Annotated in this window: 5 protein-coding genes; 4 read left to right on the top strand and 1 reads right to left on the bottom strand. The window is 73.8% G+C overall.

Annotated features, from left to right (window positions below; genetic code table 11):
- Window positions 1–514, top strand: a 514-nt coding sequence (locus tag ACFWEP_RS31685) for a hypothetical protein (protein WP_387375293.1), incomplete at its 5' end; no start/stop codon positions are given.
- Here ACFWEP_RS31685 and ACFWEP_RS31690 read toward each other — a convergent pair.
- Entirely contained in the window at window positions 438–926 is a 489-nt protein-coding gene (locus ACFWEP_RS31690; protein ID WP_387375295.1) for a hypothetical protein, read from the bottom strand. The genes ACFWEP_RS31685 and ACFWEP_RS31690 overlap by 77 nt on opposite strands.
- 321 nt (window positions 927–1,247) lie before the next feature.
- Between ACFWEP_RS31690 and ACFWEP_RS31695 the strand changes: the two genes are divergently transcribed.
- The 3 genes from ACFWEP_RS31695 to ACFWEP_RS31705 are packed head-to-tail and all read left to right on the top strand — an operon-like array spanning window position 1,248 to window position 4,763.
- Complete coding sequence (locus ACFWEP_RS31695; RefSeq protein WP_387375297.1) at window positions 1,248–2,978, top strand: diacylglycerol kinase family protein; 1,731 nt, start codon at window positions 1,248–1,250, stop codon at window positions 2,976–2,978.
- A complete protein-coding gene (locus ACFWEP_RS31700) occupies window positions 2,978–3,931 on the top strand; it encodes a YihY/virulence factor BrkB family protein (protein ID WP_387375299.1) in 954 nt (317 codons plus the stop codon). Before ACFWEP_RS31695 ends, ACFWEP_RS31700 begins: the two co-directional genes overlap by 1 nt.
- Window positions 3,932–3,989: 58 nt before the next feature.
- A complete protein-coding gene (locus tag ACFWEP_RS31705) occupies window positions 3,990–4,763 on the top strand; it encodes a phosphatase PAP2 family protein (protein WP_387375301.1) in 774 nt (257 codons plus the stop codon).
- The last annotated feature ends 45 nt before the right edge of the window (window positions 4,764–4,808 follow it).

The following is a 4,808-nucleotide window of genomic DNA, read 5'->3' on the forward strand; positions in this document are numbered from 1 at the left end:
GGCGTACAGCCCCGAATCGGCTGCCGAAGCGCTCCCGGTGGGGGTGAGCCGGCTCAACGCCGCCCGGGAGGTCTTCGGCGCCCTGCTGGACGCCGGTCCGCTCTCCTTCCGGCAGGCGGCCCAGCTCTACGGCCTCACGTTCCGGCGGCCCGGGCGCATGCAGGCGGCCTGTGCGCCGTTGTGGCTGCGTCACGCGGGGCCGTCGGCCGCGCCCCGGCTGCTGGGCCTCATGACACCGCTGCTGGACGACTACGCGTGGGGCGAGGAGTACCTGGCCGCGCTCGCCGGGATGGGCGGGGCGGCGCTGCCCGCGCTGCCGGCGGTGACCGCCCTGATCGACCGCCGCACCCGCATCCCGGTGTGCGACTCCACCCGCGACGCGGAGACCGCGCGGGACGAGGCTCTCCTCGCGGCGGCCCTCGTCACCCGGCGTTCCCTCACGTACGGCCCTGACGCTCCTGAGCGTCCTTCAACGCCTGGGACGAGTCCGACCAGCGGGCACGCACCACGGTGAAGCCGGCCGCCTCGGCGTCGTCGCAGACGAGTTCGTCGTCGTCCACGAGCATCCGGACATCGCGCGTCCGGCCCAGCCGTTTCAGCACCTCCAGCTTGGTGCGGCGGGCGGGCCGGCGGTCGTCGTTGCGCCGCATGTGCAGCGGCCCCTCGGGGAGCCCGTGCCGGGAGATCCAGTCGAGGGTGTCCCGGCGGCAGCGTTCCGGTCGTCCCGTCAGGTAGACGACCTCGCACTCCTCGGTGCTCCGCACCGCGAGGCTGATGCCCTCGGCGAGCGGCGGGTCGTCGACCGCGGCGGCGAAGAACGCGGGCCAGTCCCGGCCAGGGCCTTCGAGGAAGTGCTGGCGGTGGGCGCTGTCCGAGAGCGTGCCGTCCAGGTCGAATACGGCCAAAGGCCTGGCGTCGTCGGTCATCCCTCCACAGTAGGCCCCCGGTCCGGTCCAGGTCGTGCCGGTAGGCCTGGGCCGTGTCAGACCATTCCCGCCGGGCGTGCGTCGCCCGGCACGGCACCTCGCGGCGTTGCCGGACCGCCCGAGTACATCCCGTACCCGGCGGTCCTCCGCCTTGCGACGCACCGCACCGGACACCGCCCGCTGATCCGACGCGAAGTGTCGGACATGGCCTGGGCCGGGCACCGCCGATGCCTGCCGCCGGGTTTCGCGGGCATACGCCGATCGCCGGGCCGCACTCGCCGCCCGGACACGAGAACACGAGCGCGGACACGTGGGGGTTCCATGCCGACTGCCCTGCCGGCGAGACAGACCGGAATCGACGACGAGCAGCACCCGGGCGTCTCCCGCCCCGGCCGCTCTCCCGCCCTGACCAGCGGTATCGGTCACGCGGCCGTACGTATCGGTGCGCTGACGGTCTGCCAGGCCGGACTGCTGACGGGCTTCGGCCTGCTGATCACCGGCCCGGCGCGCAACTGGTGGCCGCTGACCGTCGAGGACGAGGTGAACGAGGGCTTCGAGCGCATACGCACCCACGCGCTCACCTCCGCCTCGCTCATCGGCTCAAGTGCGGGCAACACCTCCACGGTGGTCGGCATCACCCTGCTGGTCTGCGTGGGGCTGATCCTCGTCCCCCGGCTGCCCAGGTGGCGCGAGGCGATCTTCCTCTCCGTCGCCGTGTCCCTGCAGTCCCTGGTCTTCCTCGTCATCACGGAGTCGGTCGACCGCACCCGCCCGGACGTGGAACGCCTGGACGCCTCGCCGCCGACATCCAGTTACACCTCCGGACACACGGGCGCCGCCACCGCGCTGTACGGCGGACTCGCGGTCCTGGTGCTCTCCCGGGTGCGCGGCCCCTGGCGGAGGATCCTGGGCGCCGTGTTCCTGCTGATCCCGCTGCTCGTGGGCGTGGCCCGGCTCTACCGGGGGATGCACCACCCCACCGACGTGGCCGGCGGGCTGCTGAACGGCGGCCTCTCCCTCCTGATCGTGGGCCGCGCGGTCCTGGCCGACGACTACGCGGCGGCGCCCGTGCCGGCGAATGCCGCCCAGATCGCCGTGGCGGCGACGGAGGCCCGCGTCGCGGAGCCGACCGGCCGCACCACGGTCATCGTCAATCCGACCGTCACCGGCCCCGCGGTCCGGGACACCCTGCGGCTCGTACTGGCCCAGCACGGGCGTGAGGCCCCGGTGTTCGCGGAGACGACGGCGGAGGATCCCGGCGCCGGGCAGGCGGCGGAGGCCGTGCGGGAGGGCGCCGATCTGGTCGTGGTCTGCGGCGGTGACGGCACCGTGCGTACGGTGGCCGACGCCCTTGCGGGTACGGGCGTCGCGCTGGCGGTCGTACCCTGCGGCACCGGCAATCTGCTCGCCCGTCACCTCGGCCTGCCGCTGGACCCCGCGAAGGCCCTGCACGCGGCGCTGACCGGCGCCCCGCACCGGCTCGACCTGGGCAGGCTGGAAGGAGACGGAGTCGCCGCGACCCACTTCACCGCCATGTCCGGGGCGGGCCTGGACGCGGCGATGCTGGAGCACACCTCGGACCGGGCCAAGTCCGCGGTGGGCTGGCCCGCCTACGTGCTGGCGGGGCTGCGGGAGCTGCGGTCTCCCCGAACCCGGCTGACCGTCTCGCTGGACGGCGGCCCGGTCCTGCGCCGGAGCGTCCGGATGGTGCTCCTCGCCAACATCGGTACCGTTCAGGGCGGCGCCGCCCTCGTACCCGCCGCGCGGCCGGACGACGGCCTGCTGGACCTCGCCCTCTACGATCCGCACGGTCCGGCCGGCTGGCTGCGTGCCGTGCGGGTGATGCTGCGCCCGTCCTCGGGGGCGGGCGGCCGCGCGCGCACCGGCGACGGGGGACCCGTCGAGTTCTTCACCTTCCGCAGGGCCGAATTGCGCTTCGAGTCGCCGCAGCCCCGGGAGATGGACGGCGACCCGGTGGGCGCCGGCCGCCGGCTCACCGCCGAGGTCGTGCCCGGGGCGCTGACCGTACTCGTCCCCGCCGGGAGTGAGTGATGGGTACGGCGACCCGGGTCCCGCAGACCCGTGACATGACGGGCGACGAGCTGTCCGCCGACGAGGCGCTGGCCACTCTGCGCCGGTACGGCGGGTGGCCGCTCGTCCGTGACTCGTTCGTCCGCTTCCGGTACTCCGACGGGTTCAGCCACTCGCGGGCCCTCGCCCTGCAGACCGTGCTCGCGCTGATACCGCTGGCCATCGCCTTCGTCGGGCTCTCCGCCGAGATGCACACCGAGAACATCGGCAGGCTGGCCGAGCTGACGATCCACCGGATCAGCGCGGGCCCCAGCGCCGAGGTGGTCGACGAGGCGCTGGACCAGAGCCGCCGCCAGACGGGCATCGGGGCACGTCTGGCCCTCTGGTTCGGACTCGCCTTCTCGATGGTCAACACCACCACGGCGATGTGCCAGGTGGAGCGGGGCGCGAACCGGATCTACGGCGTCGAGCGCGACCGGGTCTTCCACCGGAAGTACCTGCGCGGACTCGTCATGTCCCTCAGCGCCGGCATCCCGCTCGGTATCGGCTCCGTGCTGATGGTGGCCGGGGGCGACCTCGTGGCCGCCGCGACCTCGGTCTACCACCTCGGCGACGGTGCCCGGACCGCCTGGGACCTGCTGCGGTGGCCGCTGGGCCTGATCCTCGCCCTGATCTCCGCCAGCGCGATATTCCGCAGGGCGCCCCGGCGCAAGCAACCCGGTTACACCTGGCTCGCGTTCGGGGCGGCCGTCTACCTGGTGCTCTGGACCGCGCTGACCTGGCTGCTCAGCAAGTACCTCGCGTTCAGCGGCTCCTTCGACACCGTGTACGGCCCCCTGAGCGCCTTCATGTCGCTGCTCCTGTGGGCCTACCTCACCTCGATCGCCCTCTTCCTCGGGCTGTCCTTCGCCGCGCAGCTCGAAGCCGTGCGGGCCAGACGGCCCGGACCGATCGAGCCCGACCCGGGGGCATGAGACCCCCACCCGAACCGAACCGGCCCGAACCCGTCCCACCCCAGAACCGGGAGCTCCCATGCCCGTACGCGCGACCGCCCGCCTCTTCCGTGACAGCCGCCGCACCGACCGGAGATTCGGTGCCCGGCTGCTCGGGGCCACCGCGGTCGCCGGCGCGGCCGCGGTGCCCTTCGCCCTGCTGCTCGTCCTCGTCGAGGGGCACTGGCAGCCACTGCGCCGGCTCGACGCGTCGGCGGCCCTGCGACTGCACCGGACGGCGCTCGACCATCCCGCGTGGACCAGCACCCTGCGCTTCCTCTCCGACTGGGTGTGGGACCCGGCCGTCCTGCGGTCGGTGGTGGCCCTGGTGACGGCCTGGCTGCTGTGGAAGCGGGCCTGGCGGCTGGCGTCCTGGGCCGCCGTGACGGCGGTGGGCGGGGCGCTGATCGGGCTGCTCGTCAAACTGGTCGTCGAGCGCGCCCGACCGTCCCTTCAGGACCCGGTGGCGCAGGCTCCGGGCTTCTCGTTCCCCTCGGGGCACGCGATGACCGCGACCACCTCCTGCGCGGTCCTGCTGCTGGTGCTGCTGCCGATGGTGCCGCGGGCGTGGCGCCCGGTCTGCTGGGGCGTGGGGGTGGTGTCGGTGCTCGGGGTCGGCTTCACCCGGGTCGCGCTCGGCGTCCACTGGTTCAGCGACGTGGTCGGCGGCTGGCTGCTCGGGACGGCGGTGGTCGCGCTCACCGCGTGGGCCTTCGAGGCGTGGCGCACCGACGTGGGACGCCGCCGCACCGAGTTCGGCGAGGGCCTGGAACCCGAGCTGACCGGCACCGAACCGGAGCGCCAGGACGCCTGACACACGATCCGCACGGACGAAGGGGCCCACCACCGGATGTTCCGG

Source organism: Streptomyces sp. NPDC060198, from assembly GCF_042728415.1.
GTDB lineage: Bacteria > Actinomycetota > Actinomycetes > Streptomycetales > Streptomycetaceae > Streptomyces.

Bases quoted from the DNA above. Each gene is read 5' to 3' on its own strand.
- ACFWEP_RS31690 (WP_387375295.1), bottom strand. From the start codon at position 926: ATGACCGACGACGCCAGGCCTTTGGCCGTATTCGACCTGGACGGCACG.
- ACFWEP_RS31705 (WP_387375301.1), top strand. From the start codon at position 3,990: ATGCCCGTACGCGCGACCGCCCGCCTCTTCCGTGACAGCCGCCGCACC.
- ACFWEP_RS31695 (WP_387375297.1), top strand. From the start codon at position 1,248: ATGCCGACTGCCCTGCCGGCGAGACAGACCGGAATCGACGACGAGCAG.
- ACFWEP_RS31700 (WP_387375299.1), top strand. From the start codon at position 2,978: ATGGGTACGGCGACCCGGGTCCCGCAGACCCGTGACATGACGGGCGAC.